The sequence below is a fragment of the Brevundimonas bullata genome (assembly GCF_014207965.1).
In the GTDB taxonomy this organism is placed as follows: domain Bacteria; phylum Pseudomonadota; class Alphaproteobacteria; order Caulobacterales; family Caulobacteraceae; genus Brevundimonas; species Brevundimonas bullata_A.
This window is the reverse complement of the sequence record NZ_JACHLM010000001.1, coordinates 168819-190183: the sequence shown is the minus strand read 5'-3', so window position 1 is coordinate 190183 and position 21365 is coordinate 168819. Positions and strand designations below refer to the sequence as shown.

The following is a 21365-nucleotide window of genomic DNA, read 5'->3' as shown; positions in this document are numbered from 1 at the left end:
CTTCCCCCTCGAGGGGGGAAGGGCGGGGTTGGGGGTGGGAGCGCGACGCTTCTGGATTTGGCGCGTGAGGCGTCGGCGTCTCCCCGTTTCTGGATCTGAACGGTCTGCCTGCACCCCCACCCAACCCTCCCCCCTCGAGGGGGAGGGCTTTGGCTAGCTTCCATGAAAAAGCCCCCGGCGTCGAAACACCGGGGGCTGGATCACACTGAAACCGCGCGGGCTCAGTTGTAGGACTGCACCGGGCGGACATCCAGTTCGCCGGCGCGGATGGCGGCGATGCCTTGCGCCGCGGCCAGCGAACCGGCGGCGGTGGTGTAGTAGGGGATCTTCATCATCAGGGCCGTGCGGCGGATGGAGAAGCTGTCGGCCAGGGCCTGCTTGCCGTCGGTGGTGTTGAAGACCAGCTGGATCTCGCCGTTCTTCATGGCGTCGACGATGTTGGGGCGGCCTTCCAGCACCTTCTTGACCAGACCGACCTCGACGCCTTCCGACGCCAGATAGTCGTGGGTGCCGGAGGTGGCGACGACCGAGAAGCCCTGGGCCAGCAGCGACTTCACCGCCTCCAGGATGAAGGGCTTGTCGGCGTCCTTGACCGAGACGAAGGCGCAGCCCTCGGTCGGCAGGACGGTGCCGCCGCCGATCTGCGACTTGGCGAAGGCGCGGGCGAAGGCGGGGGCCAGATCGGCCTCGCCTTCACGCTTCCAGTCCAGGCCCATGACCTCGCCGGTCGAGCGCATTTCCGGGCCCAGGATGGTGTCGACCCCGGCGAAGCGCGCGAAGGGGAAGACGGCTTCCTTGACCGCGATATGGTCCAGTTCGTGATCGACCAGACCGAAGGAGGCCAGCTTCTCGCCGGCCATGATCTTGGCGGCGATGGCGGCGATCGGCTGGCCGATGGTCTTGGCCACGAAGGGCGCCGTGCGGCTGGCGCGCGGGTTCACCTCCAGCACGAAGATGCGCGGGTTTTCGCTGTGCGGTTCCTCGATGGCGAACTGCACGTTCATCAGGCCGCGGACCTTGAGGGCCTTGGCCATGGCGGTGGTCTGGCGCTTCAGTTCGGCCACGATCTCGGGGCGCAGCGAGAAGGGCGGCATGGAGCAGGCGCTGTCGCCCGAGTGGACCCCGGCTTCCTCGATGTGTTCCAGCACGCCGGCGACAAAGACGTCTTCGTCGTCGCACAGGGCGTCCACGTCCACCTCGGTGGCGCGGTTCAGATAGTGGTCGATCAGGACCGGATCGCTGCCCGAGACGCGCATGGCCTCATGGACGTAGCGGTCCAGCTGCTCGCGGTCGTGGACGATCATCATGCCGCGACCACCCAGGACGTAGGAGGGGCGCAGGACGACGGGATAGCCGACTTCCTCAGCCTTCTGCGCGGCTTCCTCGGCCGAGCGGGCCAGACCGTTCGGCGGCTGTTGCAGGCCGATGGCCTGCAGCATCTGCTGGAAGCGCTCGCGGTCCTCGGCCAGGTCGATCGAGTCAACGCTGGTGCCCAGGATCGGCACGCCGTCTTCCTGCAGGGCGTGGGCCAGCTTCAGCGGGGTCTGGCCGCCGAACTGGACGACGACGCCGATCAGATCGCCCTTGGAGCGCTCGACGTCGATCAGTTCCAGCACGTCCTCTTCGGTCAGAGGCTCGAAGTAGAGGCGGTCGGAGGTGTCGTAGTCGGTCGAGACGGTCTCGGGGTTGCAGTTGACCATGATCGACTCGACGCCGATGTCGGCGAAGGCGAACGCCGCGTGGCAGCAGCAGTAGTCGAACTCGATGCCCTGACCGATGCGGTTGGGACCGCCGCCGAGGATGATGGCCTTCTTCTTGTCCGACGGGGCGGCCTCGCACTCGGGGATCTGGCCCAGAGCGCCGGTCTCATAGGTCGAATACATATAGGCCGTGGCCGAGGCGAACTCGGCGGCGCAGGTGTCGATGCGCTTGAACACCGGGCGCACGCTGAGCGCACGACGGGCCTGACGCACGGCGACCTCGGTGGCGCCGGTCAGCTCGGCCAGACGGGCGTCGGAGAAGCCCTTGGCCTTGAGCTTGCGGAAGGCGATCTCGGTCGTGGGCAGGCCCTGAACGCGGACGTGACCCTCGGTGCGGATCAGGTCGGCGATCTGACGCAGGAACCAGGGCTCGTAGGAACAGGCGGCGTTGACCTCTTCGACCGTCAGGCCGTGACGGAAGGCCTGGGCGATGACGCGGATGCGGTCGGGCGTCGGCTGGCCCAGGGCGCGGATGACGGCGGCGCGGGCGCCGGCGTCGTCCTCGGCGTCAGCCACGCCTTCGATCTCGATGTCGTCAAAGCCGTTCAGTCCGGTTTCCAGACCGCGCAGGGCCTTCTGCATGGATTCCTGGAAGGTGCGGCCGATGGCCATGACCTCGCCGACCGACTTCATGGCCGTGGTCAGGTGCGGTTCCGAACCCGGATACTTCTCGAAGGCGAAGCGCGGGATCTTGGTGACCACATAGTCGATGCTCGGCTCGAAGCTGGCCGGCGTCACCATGGTGATGTCGTTCTGAAGCTCGTCCAGGGTGTAGCCGACGGCCAGACGGGCGGCGACCTTGGCGATGGGGAAGCCGGTGGCCTTGGACGCCAGGGCGGACGAACGCGACACGCGCGGGTTCATCTCGATGACGACCATGCGGCCGTCGGCCGGGTTGATCGCCCACTGGACGTTGGAGCCGCCGGTCTCGACGCCGATCTCGCGCAGGACGTTGATCGAGCCCGTGCGCATCAACTGATATTCTTTGTCGGTCAGCGTCAGGGCCGGGGCTACGGTGATGCTGTCGCCGGTGTGGACGCCCATCGGGTCGATGTTCTCGATCGAGCAGATGATGATGCAGTTGTCCGCCGTGTCGCGGACGACCTCCATCTCGTATTCCTTCCAGCCCAGCACCGACTCTTCGATCAGCACCTCGGTGGTCGGCGACAGGTCCAGACCGCGCTCCACGATCTCGTGGAACTCCTCGATGTTGTAGGCGATGCCGCCGCCGGTGCCGGCCAGGGTGAAGGACGGGCGGATGATGGCCGGCAGGCCGACGAAGGCCAGGGCGTCGTCGGCTTCATCGATGTGGTGGACGGCGCGGCTGCGGGGGCTTTCCAGACCCAGCTTGTCCATGGCGTCGCGGAACTTCTGACGGTCCTCGGCCTTGTCGATGACCTCGGCCTTGGCGCCGATCATCTCGACGCCGTACTTGGCCAGGGCGCCCGAGGCGTTCAGGGCCAGGGCCGTGTTTAGCGCGGTCTGGCCGCCCATGGTCGGCAGCAGGGCGTCGGGGCGCTCCTTGGCGATGATCTTCTCGACGATCTCGGGCGTGATCGGCTCGATATAGGTGGCGTCGGCCACCTCCGGGTCGGTCATGATGGTGGCGGGGTTCGAGTTGACCAGGATGACCCGGTACCCTTCAGCCTTCAGCGCCTTGCAGGCCTGAACGCCGGAATAGTCGAACTCACACGCCTGGCCGATGACGATCGGGCCGGCGCCGATGATCAGGATGGACTTGATGTCTGTGCGTTTGGGCATCGGCTGCTACTCAGTTCGTCACGACCGCACACTCCCAGCCGTCGTAGTCGAGCTGGAAGGCCGCGGCCCAGGATTGCATCATGGCCGACACAGGCGAAAACGACGCCTCGTCGACCGCTATGGTCGTCTCCAGGACGGTCAGATCGTCCTGGCCCCGCGTCAGAAACCCGGCGCGGCGGGCCACCTCGTTGAGGTCGCCGTGGTCGCCGTCGCCATAGAAATAGAACAGCGTATGGCGCGGGGTGATCCCGCTGTCGCCCTGCTCGGCCAGAGCAGCGCGCACCATAGCATCCTTTTCGTCATGGCTGGTCAGCGGCGGGGCTCCACGCGCGCGAAGAAACCGGACGCAAGGCGAGCCTCGCGACCGATCCGTTCAGGTTGTCGGTTAAGCGGTCCGTTTAGAGACGGCGCCCCCGGCTTGCAAGCCCCTGCGGCCCCCGATCGTCGCACGGCGTGTTACGGCCTGTCACATGCCGCCGATGCAGGGAGCGGGCAAAAGAAAAAGGGCGGTCCCGAAGGACCGCCCTTAATCGTCTTAGCGACGCGTGAACTTACCAGGGACGGAAGTTCAGGCCCACGAAGAACCGGCGACCATAGGGGTCGTAGTTCGAGATGATCGTGGTGCCCAGGATGTCGCGCTGTTCGGCTTCGAACAGGTTCACGACGCCTGCGCGCAGGCTCAGATCGTCACGGACGTTGTAGCGAACCGTGAGGTCGTGACGGGTGAAGTTGCCCGTGTCCAGTTGGTCCGTCAGGCGCGAGTCCGCGTTGTTCACGAAGTCACGAGCGCGGACGATGTTGACGCTCGACTGCCAGTCGGCGGTCCAGTTCAGGCTCCAGATGTCGTTCGGACGCCAGGTCACCGACGAGGACATACGGACGCGCGGGTAGATGCTGCTTCCGCTCAGACCGGCGGCCAGTTCATCATAGTCGCTCGCGTCGGACTCGTTCAGGTACTGCTTCTGCTCGATCAGCCACGAACCGTTCAGGCGCCAGTCGATGGAGCCCCAGTCCTTGCCCCAGTCGGCGGTGTCCCAGGAGTAGTTGGCGCCGAAGTCGAGGCCGCGGGTCTCCAGGGCCGCATAGTTGAACGAACGCTCGATGAAGCCGCCGACGGCGTCGCCCGAAGGAGCGCCAACGCCGAACTCGATGTTCGGATTGTTGCGGAAGATCGAGTTACAGGCGTCCATGTTCAGCTCGGCGCCGCTGACGCAGTTGGCTGCAATGGTGCCAGCGGTGACCGAGGCGATGACCTTGTCGATGCGGATGTCGAAGTAATCCAGCGTCATGGTCAGGCCGGGCACGAAGCGCGGCTTCAGGACGGTCGAGAAGGTGAAGGATTCCGACTCTTCCGGCTGCAGGTTGGGATTGCCGCCCGAGGAGCCCGCGATGCCCGAGGTGTAGTTCGGCACGAAGTCGTCGAGGTTGGTGGCGGTGGCGCCGGCGAAGTCGAACGTCAGGCCCTGTTGAGCAGCCAGGGTCGTGCAGTTCTTGATCCGGTTGTCCTTCGTTTCCTGGTCGTTGACAGCGGCGATGTTGGCCGTGGCGCAAGGATCAGCGAAGTTGTTCGCGAAGGTTTGGCTGAACGGCGAGTAGTTTTCGCCCAGGTTTGGCACGCGGACCGAGGTGTTGAAGCTGGTCTTGAACGTGATGTCCCGGATCGGGCGATAAACCAGGTTCACGCCGTAAACGTCGACATTGCCCACGGTCGAGTAGTCGGCGTAGCGGTACGAACCGCTCAGCTCGGCGTACTCGCCCAGGAACTTGTTGTCGCGGAACAGCGGGAGCGACAGCTCGGCGAAGACTTCCTTCGACTCGTAGCTGACTTCCGGGAAATCGGCGCCGGTGTTGAGGAAGAGCAGACGATCGCCCGCCGTCGAGCTGCGGCCGACGGCCGAGGTGGTTTCCTTGCGCCATTCGGCGCCCAGGGCCACGCCGATGTTGCCGGCGCCCCAGAAGTCCCACAGCTCAGTCGCGACCGAGCCGATGGCCTGGTGCTGCTCGTTCATTTCCTGAACGCGGACGAAGGCGTCGACGTACTCGAGAGCTTCGGCCGACTGGTTGCCCGCGCCGAAGATGTTCAGCGGGGTGCACTGAGCGATGGAGTCGCGGCCGTACTGGGTGTCGCGCAGGTCGGTCGGGTTGCCGTCGGCATCGAGGCGATGCCTGTCGGCGACCGCCAGACCTTGGGCGTTCAGCAGGCTGGCGCGGCAGACGATGGCACCGGCCTTGCCGAGCACGCCGGCCGTATCAACCACAGCGTCAGCGGCCAGCGACATGCGCTGGGTGTCGACGCCGCGTTCGATGTTCTCGATCTCGGCCTTGCCGTAGACGTAGCCCAGGTCCCACGACAGCGACTTCATGAAGCTGATCGGGCCGTGATCGCCCTTGAAGCCGGCGGTGTAGCGCTGGACGTCGCGGGTGTTGGTTTGCGAACGTTCGGGGCCGAAGAAGGTGTGGCGGGCGATCGGCAGAGCCACCGAACCCGTCAGTTGGCCGGCGTTGGCGGCGGTCGGCGGGGCGTAGACGTCGATGCGGTTGGCGGCGATCGCGTCCTTCACGTTCTGCGGCAGGAAAGCGTTGTCGGCCCAGCGCAGGTCGAAGGCCGAAGTGCCCCAGAGCGAGGCGGTCTCGTTGGCGCCGTACGAGCCGTTGTCCAGATCGATGTCGAAGAAGGTGCGCTGGCCGCGCATGTAGGTTTCTTCGGTGATGTACTTGGCCGAAGCGTTGAACGAGATCGCGTCGGTGATCTGGAAGTTGCCGCCGACCTGATAGCGCTGCGATTTCGATTCCGGCACGCGGCTGTAGCCAGCGACTTCACCCAGCGGCATGCCGTCGCCGCCGATGTTGTACGGGCGGTTGTGGCCGACGTTGCCGACGCGGTCGCCGAAGTTGGCCGCGCGAGCCGTGTTGCCTTCATAGACGAAGGTCTTGCCCGGATTGATGCCGAAGCAGTTGGCGGCGTACGAGAAATTGCCGCCAGGGAGGCAGTTCTGATACGGGATGTTCGGGTTGGTCAGGGCGCTGGGCTGCAGCAGGTTGGCCAGGGTGGTCTGGCCCCAGGGCAGGATGTCCAGACGGTTCACGCCGTAGAAGACGTCAGCGTCGAGCACGCCGTCATAAGGGGCATTGGTCGGGTCTGCATCGACGGCCAAGCGGATCGGACCGCGGCGGATCCAGTTGATGTCCATCGAGTCGACATTGTCGACCTTTTCGTATTCCGCGTGAGCGTAGACGTTCAGACGGTCGTCGAAGAAGTTCTTGCCGACCAAGGCCGAGACGCGTCGGCTGGCTTCGCCGTTGCTGTTGATCTGACCGTAGTTGGCGTCGATCTCGAGGCCTTCAAAATCCTTCTTCAGGATGAAGTTCAGCACGCCCGAAACGGCGTCCGCGCCGTACACCGACGAGGCGCCGCCGGTGATGATTTCAACGTTCTGGATCAGCAGGCGCGGAATGGTGTCGACATCGACCGACAGATCGCCGCCCGAGGAGCTGACGTGACGACGACCGTCAACCAGCGTCAGGGTGCGGCCGGCGCCCAGCGAGCGCAGGTTCGGCAGCGACAGGCCGCCGGTGTTCAGGCTCGAACCGGTCGTGTCGGACGGAACCGTCGAGTTCTGCAGGGCCGGGAGGGTAGCCAGATAGTCGATGACGCTGGTTTGGCCCGTCGACAGCAGCTCTTCCTGCGTGACCTGGATCAGCGGGGTCGGAGCGTTGGTCGGGTCGCGGCGGATACGCGAGCCCGTGACGACGATTTCGCCAACTTCGGTGGCGACGTCGGACTTGGGCGCAGCTTCGACCGATTGGGCCATCGCGGGGGCGGTCAGAGCGATGGCGCTGACCAGCACCGTCGAACCGAGGAGGAATGCTCTCATTACTTTAATACACCTGACACAAAAAAGCCGGAAGCGGCCACACATTCCTCAAGGTGTGACCGAAATGGGGCTAAGTTTGCCTAGGTTTGGTCTAACTGTGGACGAAGCGTCGTCTTGTTTCGCCAGTGGTGCAATCAAGACACATTTCAGACGATCTTCATGCCATATTGTGAAGTTACGGTGTTCGGTGATCTCTATGCTTTGAAATGAATATTTTCGTTCCAAGAGCGTTGATATCTAGTCAGGCTTATCGATCGTGGCGATCCAGTCCGGCAACTCGCCGATGCGGCTGAGCGAGACGTAACGCGGGTGGTTTTCCGGGGCGTCGGCCAGCTCGTGCGCCCAGGTGATGTGGTAGGGGATGTGGCAGGCGAAGGCCCCGGCCTCGATGGCGGGCAGGACGTCGGACTTCATCGAATTGCCGGCCATGACAGCCTCGGCGGCGCCGGTGCCGTGGCGGGCGAAGATGCGTTCATAGGTCGAGCGGTCTTTCTCCGACACGATCTCGACCGCGGCGAACAGGTCGCCGAGGCCAGACGCCGCCAGCTTGCGCTCCTGATCCATCAGGTCGCCCTTGGTGATCAGGACCAGGCGGTACTTCTCGGACAGTTCAGCCAGGACGCCATCGACGCCGGGCAGGGTTTCGACCGGATGGGCCAGCATCTCGCGACCCGCAGCCAGGATTTCGCGGACGATGTGCGGGGGGGCGGCGCCGTCGCACAGCTCCATGGCCGTCTCCAGCATCGACAGGGTGAAACCCTTCACGCCGTAGCCATAGAGGCGAAGGTTGCGCCGCTCGACCTGGGACAGGCGGTCCATCATCACCGGCTCATCGGCGTGATCGGCCAGCAGGTCCACGAACCGCTTCTGGCTGAGGCGGAAGATGGTTTCGTTGTGCCACAGGGTGTCGTCGGCATCGAGGCCGACCGTGGTGATGGTCATGGGGCGTCCGGGTGAGGCGGGGTGAGGGCTGGCGCTTCCTAAACCCCCGTCGGCGGCGAGGGTAGGGCGGCGGGCGGTCCAGCGGCGGCTCGGTGACGTATTTCTTCCGACAACAGAGAGGACGGAGGCCATGGCCAAGGGTTCGGCGATCATCGTGGGCGTGTCGGGCGGCATTGGGCGGGCGCTGGCGCAGCAGTTGGGGCAGGCGGGCGACCGCGTGGTGCACGGCCTTTCGCGCACGCCCGCCGCCCCCATGGAAGGGGTGACGCACGGCTATCTGGATCTGGAGGACGAGACCAGCATGGCCGGCGCTGCGGCGCGCATCGCCGAAGGGCCCGCACCGAGCCTGATCGTCGTGGCGACCGGCGTGCTGCATTCCGGCCAGACGCCGGAACGCAGCTGGCGCGAGCTGACGGCGGAGCATCTGATGCGGGATTTCCGCATCAACGCCGTGGGGCCGGCGCTCGCGGCGCGTCACCTTTTGCCCCTGATGCCGCGCGACCAGCGGGCGGTGTTCGCGGCCCTGTCGGCGCGGGTCGGCTCCATCGGCGACAACCGGCTGGGCGGCTGGCATAGCTATCGCGCGTCCAAGGCGGCGCTGAACATGATCCTGAAGACTCTGTCGGTGGAACTGGCGCGCACCCATCCGCAGGCGGTGGTCGCGGGCCTGCATCCCGGCACGGTGGACACGGCCCTGAGCGCGCCCTTCCAGCGTGGGGTCAAGCCCGACAAGCTGTTCTCGCCCGCGTTTCGTCTGCTGGCGGTGATTGAGGGGCTGACGCCGGCGGACAGCGGCGGCGTATTCGCATGGGACGGAGCGCAGATTCCCGCGTAAAGGGGCGCGGATGACCCAGACTGAAATTCTGCCCGATCCGCCGCACCGCATCGGCTGGGCGCTCGCCGCCCTGGTGGTGGCCGGCAATATGATCGGTTCGGGCGTCTATCTGCTGCCTGCGACCCTGGCGCCGACGGGCAGTTCCAGCATCATCGGGTGGCTGATCTGCGGCGTTGGCGCCGTGACCCTGGCGCTGGTGTTCGGCGGTCTGGGGCGGATGCAGCCGGACGCCGACGGCCTGTCGGACTTCACCCGACGCGGCATGGGCCGCTTCATCGGCTATCAGACGGGGCTGGCCTATTGGGCCGCCTGCCTGGCCGGGAACGTGGCGCTGGCGGTGGCCGGCACCGGCTATCTGGCCTTCTTTATTCCCGCGCTGAAGGAGCCGCTGTGGGCGGCGGTCAGCAATCTGGCCCTGATCTGGCTGACCTCGGCCGCCTATGCCTCAGGCGCCCGGACGGCTGCGCGGTTCGGCGCCATCACCCTGGGCCTCGGCCTGATCCCTATTGTTCTGGCCATCATAGCCGGGGTCATGGCCTTCAACAGCGACACCTTCGCCGCCTCGTGGAGCCCCGGCGATCAGCCCCTGCTGAAGACCGTGCCGGCCTCGCTGGCCATCATCTTCTGGGCTTTCCTGGGCGTCGAGAGCGCCGCGGCCCTGTCCAGTCTGGTCAAGAACCCCGCCGTCGATGTGGGGCGCGCCTCGCTGGGCGGCGTCGCCCTGGCCTTCATTGTCTATGTGGCCGCCAGCATCGCCGTCTTCGGCGTCATTCCGGCGGATGTGCTGGTGCATTCGACCAGCCCTTACGCCGATCTGGTGGCGCGGGTCATGGGCTCGTCCGTGGCCGGCCTGGTCGCCGCATGCGCCGTCATCAAGGTGCTGGGCACCATCGCCGGCTGGACCATGCTGGCGGGCGAGACCTCGCGCGGCGCCGCCGAGGCGGGTTGGATGCCGCGCTGGTTCGGCGGGGCTCAGAAGGGCAAGACCCCGTTGAGCAATCCCATCCTGAACTGCGTCGTCATGAGCGCCATGGTCGTCGCTAGCGCACAGCCGACCCTGGGCCAGCAGTTCGGCGTCCTGATCGGCGTCACCTCAGTGTTGACCCTCTGTCTTTACGCGCTGTGTTCGATGACGCTTTGGAAACTGACCCGGAAGGCGGGCTGGCGGACCCTGGCCGTGGCGGGCCTGGTCTTCTCGACCTTTGCGGTGGCGGCGGCGGCGGGGGGCTATATCCTGCCCAGCGTCGGATTCTTCGCCCTGACCAGCCTGGCCTGGATCTGGGTGCGGAAAACCCAGAAGGTCTGAAGAGCCCAAAAGATCTAAAGGGCCAAGGGCGGTTGACCCCGCCCCGGCATCTCTTTAGTGACGCCGCCGTTTGTCTGCCCGTATTCATTGTTAGGAGCCTGCGCCATGACGACCCAGATTCTGTCCGGCGCCACTGGCGTCCTCGCGCTCGCTGACGGCACCATCCTGCAAGGCATTGGCGTCGGCGCCGTCGGTTCGGTCCTCGGCGAGGTGGTCTTCAACACCTCGATGACGGGCTATCAGGAAATCCTGACCGATCCCTCCTACATGAGCCAGATCCTGGCCTTCACCTTCCCCCATGTCGGCAATGTCGGCGTGAACCACGAAGACGTGGAGCAGATCGGCGCCTCGCCCGAGCGCGCGGCTCGCGGCGCCATCTTCCGCGACGTCCCGACCGAGCCCGCCAACTGGCGCGCCACCGGCAGCCTGGACAGCTGGATGAAGTCGCGCGGCGTGGTCGGCCTGGCCGGGGTGGACACCCGCGCCCTGACCAAGATCATCCGCGACAAGGGCGCCCCGCACGCCGTCATCGCCCACGACCCCGAGGGCCGGTTCGACCTCGACGCCCTGGTGGGTCAGGCCAAGGCCTGGAGCGGTCTGGTCGGTCTGGACCTGGCCAAGGAAGCCTCGACCACCCAGACCTTTGAATGGACCGAGGGCGTATGGGGCTGGCCGGCCGGCTACGCCAAGCCTGAAGCCGGCGCCAAGTCGGTGGTGGTCATCGACTACGGCGTGAAGCGCAATATCCTGCGCGCCCTGGCCTCGACCGGCGTGAAGATCACCGTGGTGCCGGCGACGACCTCGGCCGAGGACATCCTGGCCCGCAATCCCGACGGCGTGGTCCTGTCCAACGGTCCCGGCGATCCGGCCGCAACCGGTGCCTACGCCGTGCCGGAAATCCAGAAGCTGGTCGCCAGCGGCAAGCCGATCCTGGGCATCTGCCTGGGTCACCAGATGCTGGCCATCGCCCTCGGCGCCAAGACCATCAAGATGGATCAGGGCCACCACGGCGCCAACCACCCGGTCAAGGATCTGACCACGGGCAAGGTCGAGATCGTGTCGATGAACCACGAGTTCTCGGTCGACCGCGACAGCCTGCCGGACGCCGTGGAGGAAACCCACGTCAGCCTGTTCGACGGCACCAACTGCGGCATCGCCCTGAAGGGCCATCCGGTGTTCAGCGTCCAGCATCACCCGGAAGCCTCGTCCGGTCCGATCGACAGCCTCTATCTGTTCGACCGCTTCACCGCCTCGATGACGGCTTAAAATGACGGCGCCAGCGGCGAAGTCAGCCTATCTGGACTGGCTCGCCGGGGCGATGCTGGGCAGGCGCGAGGCTACGGCCTCCGACGCGGCGGACGATCTGATCCTGGGCTACGCCACGGGCTATGACGCCGCCGACGTGGCCCCGTTCGTGCGGTCGCTCCGGGCGGTGTTCGACGGGCCTGTGGCGCTGGTCGTGGATCAGGACCCGGCCTTGCTGGCCTTCCTGGCCGAGCACCGGATCGAGGCCGTGGCCCCGGCGACGGTCGAGGGCTGGGCGCCGCATCCGGTCGTGGCGCGCTTCGCCGCCTTTGACCGGCTGATGAGCGAACGGCCCCATGCGCGCAATGTCCTGCTGACCGATGTGCGCGACGTGGTCTTTCAGGCCGCGCCGTTTGAGCCCCAGCCGCAAGGTCTGGAGTTCTTCAATGAGTACGCCGACGGGGTTCTGGCCGACCACGCCTTCAACATGAAGTATCTGCGCGGTGTCGGCGGCGAGGCGGTGGCCAGCGCCCTGGCCGACAAGCCCTGCCTGTGCGTCGGCACCGTGATGGGGCCGCGCGAGGCCATGATGCGCTTCTGCCGGACCCTGCTGATGCTGGCCGCCGTGCCGCGTTCGGAGATCGGCGGGGCGTTCGGCGCTGATCAGGCGGCCTGCAACATCGCCGTCCACCTGGGTCTGATCGAGGGCGAGATCGGCCCCAACTACGGCCGCGTGGCGACCCTGGGCCTGACGCCCACCGCCGACCTGCGCCTCGTGGATGGCCGCATCGTCAACCCGGGCGGCGGCGTCAGTCCCATCGTCCACCAGCACGACCGCCATCCGGCGCTGGCCGCCGCCATGCACGAGCGCTGGGGCGGCGGGATGGAGCACCGCGAGCGGGTTCGTCCCAAGTCCTCGGCCGAGCGTCGGCGCAAGCTGCGCGACTCCTTCATGCGGCGTCTGCCGGAACTGCGCTGAAGCTCAGTCTCTGACCGACCGATCGCGCAGCGAGATCGACTGCTTCAGCCGTTCTGCGCGCGTGGCCCATCGCCTGGGATCGGTGCTGGTGGCGATCACGCCGATGACGGCGCCGCTGTCGTCCTTCAGCGGATAGGAATCGACGAAGACCGGCACAGGGGCCGCGCCCCCGCCCGCGCCCAACAGCCATACTTCGTCCACGACGGGTTCGCCTGTGGTCATGGCGCGCACCACGGGCAGGGCCTCCATCTTCGCGACGGACCCGTCCTGGGCGTAGACTTCAAACCGTCCGACATAGTCTTCGGTCGTAGCGCCGACGGCGTTGTTGAAGGCCAGGCCCGGCACGCCGCCGGCCGCCATCAGGATCTCTCCCGTCGGGGCGGCGTGCAGGATGACGGCGCCGCCCAGATGCTCGGCCATGAGTTCCAGCATGGGGCGAAGAAAGGCGGAATGCGGAGCGGCGGCGTCAGGCATGGGGAACTCGAGAAGGGGAGGCCCTGAACATAGTCGGCACGCCTGAATATTTCTGTAATTCCCGGGGTTGCGAAACGCTCGGGACGTTCGAGCAGATTCGAATGCGAGGTCTTTCACGCATTCCCGCCGTCTCCGGGCTTTACGGCAGGGTCGCGAAATCCGCCTGGCGCAAGGCGCAGGCCTTGCGGATCGCCATGGGGGCGGCGGAAATCCAGTAGGCGGCGTCGTCGTTGCGCCCGGCCTGTTTGCGCTCGAGTCCTCGGCGGCGACGCGCGGCGGTGTCCAGCAGACGCGCGTGCAGGGCGCGGGGCGAAAGGGTCGGAACAGCGGGGGAGCCGGGGACGGCGACGGCGTCGGGGCCTTGGGGCTCCACCGCCGGGCGGGCGATGGCGATGAACATGAGGAGCTTCCGTAAAGCGAATCAGTCCACAGGCTGTGGATAGTTCTGTTGTCGCGCCGGATTGGGTCCGCATTCGGACGATGGCGCGTCCGAAGCGGCCTTCTTGGTTAATCAAAACCTAACGCAGCTTTTTCGGGCGATGGGCTTTTCCTCCTGTCATGGAAAGCGCCTAGGGTGCGAGCCTTGGAGGTTCCATATGGGTTTCAGCCTGATGCGTACGGTCGCGGCCGTTCTGAGCGCCGGTCTGCTGGTGTCGGCCTGCGCCAGCGGGGCGCGCAGCGACTTCGGCCTGACCGAGCGCGAGGCCGCCTCGCCCGTGGGCTTTCCCAATGTCCGCTTTTCGATTGAGGACGAGGCGGCGGCGCAGAAGATCGAGCAGCAGCTGGGCGAGGGCGTGCCGAAAGGGCCGGACGGTCATTTCGACCTGATCGCCCTATCCGGCGGCGGGGCCAACGGCGCTTTCACGGCGGGTCTGATCAACGGCTGGACCGCCAGCGGCAAACGGCCGGATTTTGAAGTCGTGACCGGGGTGTCGACCGGCGCGCTGGCCGCGCCCTTCGTCTTCCTCGGCCCGCGCTGGGATGGGCGGTTGAAGGAGGCCTATACCGGCGGGCAGGCGACAGGGTTGCTGAAAAGCCGGGGCGTGCGCGCCCTGATCGGATCGGGCGTGTTCAGCGGCGAACCCCTGCGTGAACTGGTCGAGAGCAATGTGGACCAGGCGATGCTGACCGAGGTCGCCGCCGAGCACGCCAAGGGGCGGCTGCTGCTGGTCGCCACTACCGATCTGGACGCCCAGCGCGGCGTCATCTGGAACATGGGCGCCATAGCCGAGCGCGGCGGGCCGGAGGCTCTGGCCCTGTTTCGCGACGTGCTGATCGCCTCGGCCAGCATTCCCGGCGCCTTTCCTCCCGTCATGATCCGCTCGCAGGGGCGCGGCGCGGTGTTCGAGGAAATGCACGTCGACGGCGGGGTGATGAACCCCTTCGTGGCCCTGCCGCAGATCATGTGGAACTGGGACGACGTGGCCGGGGTGTTCCAGGGCGCGCGTCTGCACGTCGTGGTCAACGGCAAGGACGCGCCGCGCTTCGCCGTCACCCGCGACGCCGCCATTCCCGTCCTGACCCGCAGTCTGGACGCGGTGCTGGGCGGCCAGCTGCGCGCCACCATCGCCGCCAATCGGGCCTTTGCCAGCCGCAACGGACTGGAGTTCCAGGTCGCCGCCATCCCCGAGGATTTCGACGGCGCCGACAGCCTCGATTTCAGCCAGGCCTCGATGCAGGCCGTCTATGACCTGGGCGAGGCCCTGGGCCGGACGGGCGAGGCGTGGAAGTAGGCGACCTCTGAAAGCGACGGACTTCTCCTCGATCTTCACAGGCTGTGGAAAACAGAACCGGGGATGCCCATGTCTGAGGGTGCGGAGGCCCTTCCCCTGGTCATCGCGCCGGAGTGTCTGGGATCGTGCGTTTCGACGATCGTTTCCTTGAAGAACTGAAGGCCCGCCTTCGCCCGTCCGACGTGATCGGACGGACGGTGAAGCTCAAGCGTCAGGGACGCGAGTATGTGGGCCTCAGCCCCTTCTCCAAGGAGCGGTCGCCGTCCTTCTTCGTCAATGACGACAAGGGCTTCTTCCACGACTTCAGTTCCGGCAAGCACGGCGACATCATCAGCTTCTTGCAGGAGACGGAGCGTCTCAGCTTCGTCGAGGCAGTGCAGCGGCTGGCGGGCGAGGCGGGGATGCAGCTGCCCGCCGAGGACCCGCAATCCGCCGAGCGCGAGGCCAAGAAGCAGGGCCTGACCGACTGGATGGACCTGGCCCAGAAGTGGTTCGCGGCCAATCTGCGCCGGTCGGTCGGCAAGGCGGCGCGTGAATATCTGGAAAAGCGCGGCCTGCCCGAGGACCAGTGGGAGCGCTTCGGTCTGGGCTACGCCCCCAACGACCGCGAGGGGCTGAAGAACGCCCTGATCCAGCGCGGGGCCAAGCCGGGCGATCTGGTCGAGGCCGGGATGCTGATCTCGCCGGAGAGCGGCGGCGCCCCCTATGACCGATTCCGCGACCGGCTGATGTTCCCCATTCTGGATGCGCGCGGGCGGATCGTCAGCTTCGGCGGGCGGGCCATGAACCCCGACGACCGGGCCAAGTATCTGAACGGGCCGGAAAGCCCGCTGTTTCACAAGGGAGCCACCCTCTACGGCCTGCCCGAGGCGCGCCGCATCCTGGGGGCCGAGAGCAAGGGCGAGCAGGGGATCATCGTCGTCGAAGGCTATATGGACGTCATCGCCTGCCAGCGCGCGGGCCTGCCGGCCGTGGCGCCCATGGGCACGGCCCTGACCGAAGAACAGATGGAGCGGCTGTGGCGCGTCTCGGCCGAGCCGGTGCTGTGCTTCGACGGGGATGCGGCGGGGCTGCGGGCCGCCTATCGCTCGATCGAGCGGTCGTTGCCCCTGCTGAAGTCGGGGCGGTCGTTCCGCTTCGCCCTGCTGGAGGCCGGTCAGGACCCGGACGACATCCTGCGCGACAAGGGGGCGCCGGCCCTGCGCCACGCGATCAGCGAGACCCGGCCTTTCGTCGAGGTCCTGTTCCGCCGCGAGGCCGAGGCCGAGCCTCTGGACACGCCCGAGCGCAAGGCGGGGCTGAAGGGGCGGCTGCGTCAGGCGGCCTCGGCCATTCAGGACAAGGATCTGGCCGAGCAATACCGCCGCGACCTGTTCGAGCGGTTCGACGCCCTGTTCCCTCGTCAGCAACAACAGCAGGGCCAACCCTATCAGCAGGGCGGGGGCCGACCGGGCCCAGGTGGCGGGATGGGCGGACGCTGGCGCGGCCCGCCGCCCAAGCTGGGCCAGACGGCCGAGGGCGCCCAGGCCATGCACGCCCTGTCGCGCTCCATCGAGCCGGTGGCGGCGGCCCTGGCCCACGGCGCGGTCGATGATCCCGAGCGGATGGACGACCATCTGGAGGCCATCGCCCGGCATGGGTTCGGCGATCCGGCGCTGGATGGGCTGGCGCAGGAACTGGTTCGGTTGCGGTTTGGCGGTCAGAGCCTTGACTCTGCCGCGATCCGACGCCATCTGGCCCACTCGGGTCATGATGCCTTGATGCACGAGGTCGAGAAGGCGGCGGCAAAGTCCGGCGCGCCCTTCCTGGCTGCAGACAAGCCCCTCGGCGAGGCGAGGATCCGGTGGTCGCAAGCGTTCGACGCTCTGACCCGCGTAGCGGCGTTGGAGCAGGCGCTGGCGTCAGCAAAGTCGGGCGCCCATCAGGCGTTCGATAACTCGGCCTTCACCCTGGTGAAAGCCGAGCGCGATGCTTTGCGACGGGCCATCAAGACCGGAACGATTTGGGAAGACGCGGCTTCTTCGTAACTAACGAAGTTGCCGGGCGTTGTATTTTCGCCGCAGGGGACTGATCACCCCCGAGCGGTCGTGGAGACTGACTGAATGAGCGCGCAGACCGAGACGCAGGACACTGAAGCCAATACCGACGGGCCCCTGCTCGATCTGACGGACGCCGGCGTCAAGAAGTTCATCAAGCAGGCCAAGGCGCGCGGCTATGTCACGATGGAGGAGCTGAACAAGGTCCTCCCCAGCGAAGAAGTGACCCCCGACGCCATAGAAGACACGCTGGCCATGCTGTCGGAGATGGGCGTCAACGTCGTCGAGGCCGAGGAAGACGCCGCGGAATCGACCGGCACCGACGTGGCCGCCGCCGCCGAGACCTCGGTGGCCGAGGCCCCGGCCAAGGCCGCCTACGACCGCACCGACGACCCCGTGCGCATGTATTTGCGCGAAATGGGCTCGGTCGAACTGCTGAGCCGCGAGGGCGAAATCGCCATCGCCAAGCGGATCGAAGCCGGCCGCGACGCCATGATCTCGGGTCTGTGCGAAAGCGCCCTGACCTTCGAGGCCATCATGGTCTGGCGCGAGGAACTGGCCAACAACCGCATCCTGCTGCGCGAAGTGATCGACCTGGACGCCACCTACGGCATCCTCAACCCGTCGTCGCTGCCGCACAACCAGCCGCCGGCCGCCCTGCCGGGCGCCGCCCCCGCCGCCGGCGAGGCTGAAAAGCCTGAGAGCGACGACGACGACGAAGACGACTTCGACGACGGCGGCGGCATGTCGATCTCGGCCCTGGAAGCCGAGCTGCGCGACGGCGTCATGGAGGTGCTGGACGCGATCGCCGCCGACTTCGGCGCCTTCCGCAAGCTGCAGGACAAGCTGGTCGAGGCCCGCCTGAAGGGCGAGGTGCTCAGCGCCAAGGACCACAAGGCTTACGAGACGCTGACCAAGACGATCTCGGATCGTCTGAAGACGATGAAGCTGAACAACAACCGCATCGAGGCCTTGGTTGAGCAGCTTTACGCCATCAATAAGCGCCTGATCGGTCTGGAAGGGCGTCTGCTGCGTCTGGCCGACAGCTACGGCATCTCGCGGCCGGAGTTCCTGAAAGCCTACTTCGGCTCGGAGCTGGACCCGAACTGGGCCGAGCGCGTCAAGGAAATGGGCGTGCGCTGGACCAAGTTCAGCGACAACGAAGCCGCCCAGATCGCCAAGATCCGCGCCGACATCGCCGCCGTGGCGACCGAGGCCGGCCTGCCGATCGACGACTATCGCCGCATCGTCCAGACGGTCCAGAAGGGCGAACGTGAAGCCCGTCAGGCCAAGAAGGAAATGGTCGAGGCCAACCTGCGCCTCGTCATCTCCATCGCCAAGAAATACACCAACCGCGGTCTGCAGTTCCTGGACCTGATTCAGGAAGGCAACATCGGTCTGATGAAGGCGGTCGACAAGTTCGAGTACCGCCGCGGCTACAAGTTCTCGACCTACGCGACCTGGTGGATCCGTCAGGCGATCACCCGCTCGATCGCCGACCAGGCGCGGACCATCCGCATCCCGGTGCACATGATCGAGACGATCAACAAGATCGTCCGCACCAGCCGCCAGATGCTGCACGAGATCGGCCGCGAGCCGACCCCGGAAGAACTGGCCGAAAAGCTGGCCATGCCGCTGGAGAAGGTCCGCAAGGTCCTGAAGATCGCCAAGGAGCCGATCTCGCTGGAAACCCCCATCGGCGACGAGGAAGACTCGCACCTGGGCGACTTCATCGAGGACAAGAACGCGATCCTGCCGATCGACGCCGCGATTCAGTCGAACCTGCGCGAAACCACGACCCGCGTGCTCGCCTCGTTGACCCCGCGCGAGGAACGCGTTCTGCGGATGCGCTTCGGCATCGGCATGAACACCGACCACACCCTGGAAGAAGTCGGCCAGCAGTTCAGCGTGACCCGCGAACGCATCCGTCAGATCGAGGCCAAGGCCCTGCGCAAGCTGAAGCACCCGAGCCGGTCGCGGAAGCTGCGGAGCTTCCTGGACTCCTAAGCGATCCGACAAAGATCAAAGGGCGGCTCCGATGGAGCCGCCCTTTTTGTTTCCGATGCCTGTGGAGATGGTGGCTCCAAAATCCTCCCCCGTTTGCAGGGGAGGACTGAGCCGGCCTCAGTTCTGGAACACCGTCTCGAAGCCGCCCCACATCATCCGCTTGCCGTCGAATGGCATGTCCATGTCGGCCATGGCGGGGTCTTCCTGCATCTTGGCCCAGGCGTCGTCGGCGGTTTTCTTGTCCGGCCAGACCAGCCAGGAGAAGACCACCACCTCGCCGTCCTCCAGCTTCACCGCCATGGGGAAGCTGGTGACCTTGCCGTCCGGCACGTCGACGCCCCAGTTCTCGACCTGAGCCAGGGCACCATAGCCCTTGAATAGGGGCCAGGCGACGCGGGCGGACTCGATATAGCGGTCCTTGTTCTCGGCCTTCACCGGGGTCAGAAATCCTGTGACATAGCTCATCTTGGTGTCTCCTCTTTGTTGTTGGCCCCTATGGCTCGTCGCGCGGCGGTTTGCTGGGGCAGGGGCGGATAGTCAGGGGCGGGCGGTGGTCGTGTCTTGGTCGAAAGCGACAGGGCAGGCGGAAAGCTTAGCTTGAGCGACTACCCAACCTTGTCAGCAGCGGCCTCGATGGCGGCGATGTCGATCTTCTGCATGGTCATCATGGCCTCGAAGGCGGCCTTGGCGCGGGCGGGATCAGGGTCGCTGAAGTAGGCCATCAGGCGGCGCGGGGTGATCTGCCAGTTCACGCCCCAGCGATCCTTGCACCAGCCGCAGTCGCTGGCGCGTCCGCCGTTACCGACGATGGCGTTCCACAGGCGGTCGGTCTCGGCCTGATCATCGGTCATGATCATGAAAGAGACGGCCTCGGTCTGGGGGAACATCGGCCCGCCGTTCAGGCCCATGTAGGGCCGCCCGGCCAGGGTGAACTCGACCACCAATTCGGCCCCCTCGGGGTTGGACGGATTGTCGGCGGGGCTGGTCGCGACGCGGTCGATGCGGCTGTCGGGCAGACCCAGCGAGACATAGAATTCCGCCGCCTTCTTCGCCTGGCCCAAGTCGTACCAGATGCAGGGAACGATCTTGTCGGTCATGGCTCAGCCTCCGCCCATCTGGGCGGCGAAGGCCTCGGGACCCTGGGCGGCGGCTTCCGCGTCCATCCACATGACCTCCCAGATGTGGCCGTCCGGGTCGGCGTAGCTGCGACCGTACATGAAGCCATAGTCCTGGGTGGCGTTGGGGTCGGCCTGACCACCGGCGTTGGCGGCGCGGTCGATCACGGCGTCGACGGCGTCGCGGCTGTCCTCGGACACGCAGATCAGCACCTGGGCCGTCTGGTGCGCATCAGGAATGGCGCGGTCGGTGAAGCTGGAGAACTTTTCGTGCGTCAGCAGCATGGCGTGGATGGTGTCCGAAAACACCAGGCAGGCGGCGGTGTCGTCCGAGAATATCGGGTTCTTGGTCGCGCCCACTGCCTCGTAGAAGGCGACCGAGCGGGGCAGGTCCGTGACCGGCAGGTTGACGAAAATCATCTTTGACATGGCGTTCTCCCTCTCTCTGATGATGCAAGTCTTGCGTCTCGATGTTATGTTAGTCAACCATGAAGTTAGAAAAAGTAACTAAAGAGCCTGTCGGTCGGTCGCGCCGCTATCACGACGCCTGCGGCGCGGCGCACGGGCTCGACCTGATCGGCGAGCGCTGGGCGCTGCTGGTGATACGAGAACTCATGATGGGGCCGCGCCGTTTCAGCGATCTGCGCAAAGACCTGTGCGGGCTGTCGGCCAACGTCCTGACCCAGCGGCTGGAGGGGCTGGAGGCCTCGGGCATCGTCCAGCGCCGCAAACTGCCGCCGCCCGCCTCGGTTCAGGTCTATGAGCTGACCGACTGGGGCTATGAGATCAAGCCGGTCTTCATGGTGCTGGGCCGCTGGGCCGCGCGCTCGCCGCAGCACGATCCGACCCTGCCGATCAGCGCGGTTTCGGTCATGCAGTCGTTCGAGACCATGTTCGACGCCGGGCGCGCGGGCGATGCGGCCATGCGCCTGGGCTTTGCGATGGACGAGGATCGGATGGTCGTGACGGTGGCGGACGGCGTCATCACAACGCGGCGCGGCGCGGTCGAGGATGGCGACGTGGTGGTGCGCGCCGCCCCGCCGGTCGTGGCCGCCGCCGTCTACGGCAAGGTTCCGTTGGCGGCGCTGGAAGGCCAGGGGGCGATGACCATCGAGGGCGACCGCGAGGTCTTCGCCCGCTTCATCGACTTCTTCCATCTGCCGGAAAAGGCGGGTTGAGCCGCAACCGCCCGCTCATCCCCGCGGAGGCGGGGACCCAGTGAGAGCCACGCGCGCCACGCTCAAATGTTTAACCCCGCGCTCGAAGCCAAAGCCTGGGGCCCCGCCTCCGCGCGGAT

17 protein-coding genes are annotated in these 21365 nt (G+C 66.4%); 8 read left to right on the top strand and 9 right to left on the bottom strand.

The features are described 5' to 3' along the window. Positions 1-221 precede the first annotated feature (221 nt). The 4 genes from carB to HNP51_RS00885 all read right to left on the bottom strand — a co-directional run bounded on the left by carB (position 222) and on the right by HNP51_RS00885 (position 8338). A complete protein-coding gene (carB, locus tag HNP51_RS00900) occupies positions 222-3521 on the bottom strand; it encodes a carbamoyl-phosphate synthase large subunit (protein WP_184265957.1) in 3300 nt (1099 codons plus the stop codon). Between the two features lie 10 nt (positions 3522-3531). Continuing rightward, positions 3532-3807: a hypothetical protein gene (locus HNP51_RS00895; RefSeq protein ID WP_105563871.1), complete on the bottom strand. Its 276-nt coding sequence runs from the start codon at positions 3805-3807 to the stop codon at positions 3532-3534. Between the two features lie 265 nt (positions 3808-4072). Then, entirely contained in the window at positions 4073-7396 is a 3324-nt protein-coding gene (locus tag HNP51_RS00890; protein ID WP_184265955.1) for a TonB-dependent receptor domain-containing protein, read from the bottom strand. Positions 7397-7633: 237 nt separating this feature from the next. After that, positions 7634-8338, bottom strand: coding sequence for an HAD family hydrolase (locus HNP51_RS00885; RefSeq protein WP_184265952.1), 705 nt, complete (start codon positions 8336-8338; stop codon positions 7634-7636). 130 nt (positions 8339-8468) lie between these two features. On the opposite strand from HNP51_RS00885, the gene HNP51_RS00880 reads away from it, so the two are divergent. The 4 genes from HNP51_RS00880 (at position 8469) to HNP51_RS00865 (ending at position 12703) form a co-directional block, all read left to right on the top strand. Continuing rightward, positions 8469-9173 (top strand): SDR family NAD(P)-dependent oxidoreductase, encoded by a 705-nt coding sequence (locus HNP51_RS00880; RefSeq protein ID WP_184265948.1) that lies wholly within the window; start codon positions 8469-8471, stop codon positions 9171-9173. A gap of 10 nt (positions 9174-9183) precedes the next feature. Next, positions 9184-10479 carry an amino acid permease gene (locus HNP51_RS00875; RefSeq protein ID WP_184265945.1) on the top strand — a complete coding sequence of 432 codons (1296 nt, stop codon included), beginning with the start codon at positions 9184-9186 and terminating at the stop codon, positions 10477-10479. 105 nt (positions 10480-10584) lie between these two features. Beyond that, on the top strand, positions 10585-11745 hold the full coding sequence (carA, locus tag HNP51_RS00870) for a glutamine-hydrolyzing carbamoyl-phosphate synthase small subunit (protein ID WP_184265942.1): 1161 nt from the start codon (positions 10585-10587) through the stop codon (positions 11743-11745). A gap of 1 nt (position 11746) precedes the next feature. Continuing rightward, positions 11747-12703, top strand: a complete 957-nt coding sequence (locus HNP51_RS00865; protein WP_184265940.1) for a hypothetical protein — start codon at positions 11747-11749, stop codon at positions 12701-12703. 3 nt (positions 12704-12706) lie between these two features. Here HNP51_RS00865 and HNP51_RS00860 read toward each other — a convergent pair whose 3' ends face one another. Together HNP51_RS00860 and HNP51_RS00855 are read right to left on the bottom strand one after the other, a co-directional pair. Further along, positions 12707-13177, bottom strand: a complete 471-nt coding sequence (locus tag HNP51_RS00860) for a PAS domain-containing protein (RefSeq protein WP_184265936.1) — start codon at positions 13175-13177, stop codon at positions 12707-12709. A 139-nt stretch (positions 13178-13316) separates the two neighbouring features. Further along, positions 13317-13577, bottom strand: coding sequence for a hypothetical protein (locus HNP51_RS00855; RefSeq protein WP_184265934.1), 261 nt, complete (start codon positions 13575-13577; stop codon positions 13317-13319). Between the two features lie 196 nt (positions 13578-13773). Between HNP51_RS00855 and HNP51_RS00850 the strand changes: the two genes are divergently transcribed. The 3 genes from HNP51_RS00850 (at position 13774) to rpoD (ending at position 18953) form a co-directional block, all read left to right on the top strand. Continuing rightward, positions 13774-14910, top strand: coding sequence for a patatin-like phospholipase family protein (locus HNP51_RS00850; RefSeq protein ID WP_260398270.1), 1137 nt, complete (start codon positions 13774-13776; stop codon positions 14908-14910). 125 nt (positions 14911-15035) lie between these two features. Next, the gene (dnaG, locus tag HNP51_RS00845) at positions 15036-16937 is read left to right on the top strand and encodes a DNA primase (RefSeq protein WP_184265931.1); all 1902 of its coding nucleotides are present in this window, start codon (positions 15036-15038) and stop codon (positions 16935-16937) included. Positions 16938-17012: 75 nt separating this feature from the next. Beyond that, on the top strand, positions 17013-18953 hold the full coding sequence (gene rpoD, locus HNP51_RS00840) for an RNA polymerase sigma factor RpoD (RefSeq protein WP_184265928.1): 1941 nt from the start codon (positions 17013-17015) through the stop codon (positions 18951-18953). Positions 18954-19070: 117 nt separating this feature from the next. On the opposite strand, the gene HNP51_RS00835 is transcribed toward rpoD, so the two are convergent. The 3 genes from HNP51_RS00835 to HNP51_RS00825 form a co-directional block, all read right to left on the bottom strand. Then, positions 19071-19418, bottom strand: coding sequence for a DUF1428 domain-containing protein (locus HNP51_RS00835; RefSeq protein ID WP_184265925.1), 348 nt, complete (start codon positions 19416-19418; stop codon positions 19071-19073). Between the two features lie 140 nt (positions 19419-19558). Continuing rightward, positions 19559-20050, bottom strand: a complete 492-nt coding sequence (locus HNP51_RS00830; protein WP_184265922.1) for a VOC family protein — start codon at positions 20048-20050, stop codon at positions 19559-19561. Positions 20051-20053: 3 nt separating this feature from the next. After that, positions 20054-20497: a VOC family protein gene (locus HNP51_RS00825; protein ID WP_184265919.1), complete on the bottom strand. Its 444-nt coding sequence runs from the start codon at positions 20495-20497 to the stop codon at positions 20054-20056. Positions 20498-20556: 59 nt separating this feature from the next. Between HNP51_RS00825 and HNP51_RS00820 the strand changes: the two genes are divergently transcribed. Further along, positions 20557-21246, top strand: a complete 690-nt coding sequence (locus tag HNP51_RS00820; RefSeq protein ID WP_184265916.1) for a helix-turn-helix domain-containing protein — start codon at positions 20557-20559, stop codon at positions 21244-21246. The last annotated feature ends 119 nt before the right edge of the window (positions 21247-21365 follow it).